The 1,989-nt window shown below is 64.5% G+C and carries 2 protein-coding genes; both read right to left on the bottom strand.

Annotated features, from left to right (window positions below):
- On the bottom strand, positions 1-776 hold a 776-nt coding region (locus AC1DT2_RS21915), incomplete at its 3' end, for a citrate/2-methylcitrate synthase (protein ID WP_477298716.1).
- A 12-nt stretch (positions 777-788) separates the two neighbouring features.
- Positions 789-1,676, bottom strand: a complete 888-nt coding sequence (gene prpB, locus AC1DT2_RS21920; RefSeq protein ID WP_477298718.1) for a methylisocitrate lyase — start codon at positions 1,674-1,676, stop codon at positions 789-791.
- Positions 1,677-1,989 lie beyond the last annotated feature (313 nt).

Here is a 1,989-nt window from a genome sequence, read left to right on the forward strand (position 1 = left end):
GTGCGTGCACGGATGTCTGCCTCGGCTTCGGCGGCATTGCGGTAGCGCGCGATGTTCTCCATCGCCACTTCGTTCGCGCCACCGTGCTTCGGGCCACGCAGCGCACCGATGGCGCCGGTGATCGCCGAGTACATATCCGAACCGGTACCGGCGATAACGCGGGCGGCGAACGTGCTGGCGTTGAACTCGTGCTCGGCATACAGCACCAGCGAACGGTCGAGCGCATGCGAATGCAGGTCGCTCGGCTTGCGGCCGTGCAGCAGGTGCAGGAAGTGCGCGGCGATCGACTCGTCTTCGGTCTCCGTTTCGATGCGCTTGCCGTTGTGGCTGAAGTGGTACCAGTACAGCAGCATCGAGCCGAAGCAGGCCATCAGCCGGTCGGCTATGTCGCGCGCACCGGTGATGTTGTGGTCGTCCTTCTCCGGCAACACGGTACCGAGTACCGACGCACCGGTGCGCATCACGTCCATCGGGTGCGTCGCTGCGGGCAGCAGCTCGAGTGCTGCCTTCACCGGTGCCGGCAGCCCGCGCAGGCGCTTCAGCTTGGCGCGATAGGCATTGAGCTCCATCCAGTTCGGCAGCACGCCGTGGACGAGCAGATACGCCACTTCTTCGAAGGAGCCCTTCGCGGCGAGGTCGTGGATGTCGTAGCCACGATAGTGCAGGTCGTTGCCGCTACGGCCGACCGTGCAGAGCGCGGTGTTTCCCGCCGCGACGCCGGAGAGGGCGACGGACTTCTTTGCCTTCGGCTGGGTAGTGGTGGTGGTGTCGGTCATGCGTGACTCTCCTTAACCCTTCTTGGAAAACAGAGCGTCGAGACGACGCTCGTAGTCGTGGTAGCCAATGCGGTCGTAAAGCTCTTCGCGCGTCTGCATCGTGTCGATGACGTTGCGCTGGTGACCGTCGCGGCGAATGGCGGTGTAGACGTTCTCAGCGGCCTTGTTCATGGCACGGAACGCGGAAAGCGGGTACAGCACGATGCCGACGCCCACGCTGCCGAGCTCTTCAGTACTGAACAGCGGGGTCTGGCCGAACTCGGTGATGTTGGCGAGCACGGGCACGTCGAGCGCATCGACGAAGCGCTTGTAGGTTGGCAGGTCGTAAGCTGCCTCAACGAAGACGGCGTCGGCGCCGGCTTCCGCACAGGCCACGGCACGCTCCAGGGCAGCCTCCACGCCGAGAACCGCGATGGCGTCGGTCCGCGCGATGAGGAAGAAGTCCGGGTCGGTCTTCGCATCGGCGGCGGCCTTGACGCGATCGGCCATTTCTTCCGTGGTGACGATTTCCTTGCCCGGACGGTGACCGCAGCGCTTGGCGCCGACCTGGTCTTCGATGTGGCAGGCGGCAGCGCCGAACTTGATCAGGCTTTTTACCGTGCGCGCGATGTTGAACGCGCTGGGACCGAAACCGGTGTCGATGTCGACCATGAGCGGCAGGTCGCACACATCGGTGATACGACGAACATCGGTGAGGACGTCGTCCAAGGTGTTGATGCCGAGGTCCGGCAGGCCGAGCGAGCCGGCAGCGACGCCGCCGCCAGAAAGGTAGATGGCACGGAAGCCCGCGCGCTTGGCCAGCAGGGCGTGATTGGCGTTGATCGCGCCGATCACCTGCAGCGGCTGTTCGGCCGCGAGTGCGGCGCGAAAGCGGCCGCCGGCCGAGGGAAGCTGTGCCATGGAACTCTCCACGTAAAGAATCCCATTTTAGCGCGAACCGGGGTCGGGGCTTTGTTGCGTCGCGGGAGAGCATCGCCGATGAATCGGCTCCCACAGAAATACAGGAGACCTCCACACGCTTCGTGTGGGAGCAACTGTCTTTTTTAGACAGCCGCCCCATGCCGCCATCCGGCCTGATCACGGACCATCGCATTGATGGCCGTGATCAGGCATCGCATGCAGGCAACGATGGCCACCTTGGCTACTTTTCCCCGCGCCCGCAGGGCGCGGTAACGCTCGCCCAGGGCTGTTCCTTTTGCTCTGACGGCGGCCC

The sequence above is a fragment of the Luteibacter sp. P4_E6 genome, assembly GCF_056401535.1.

Excerpts from the sequence above, each read along its gene's own strand:
- prpB (WP_477298718.1), bottom strand. The coding sequence starts at position 1,676 with ATGGCACAGCTTCCCTCGGCCGGCGGCCGCTTTCGCGCCGCACTCGCG.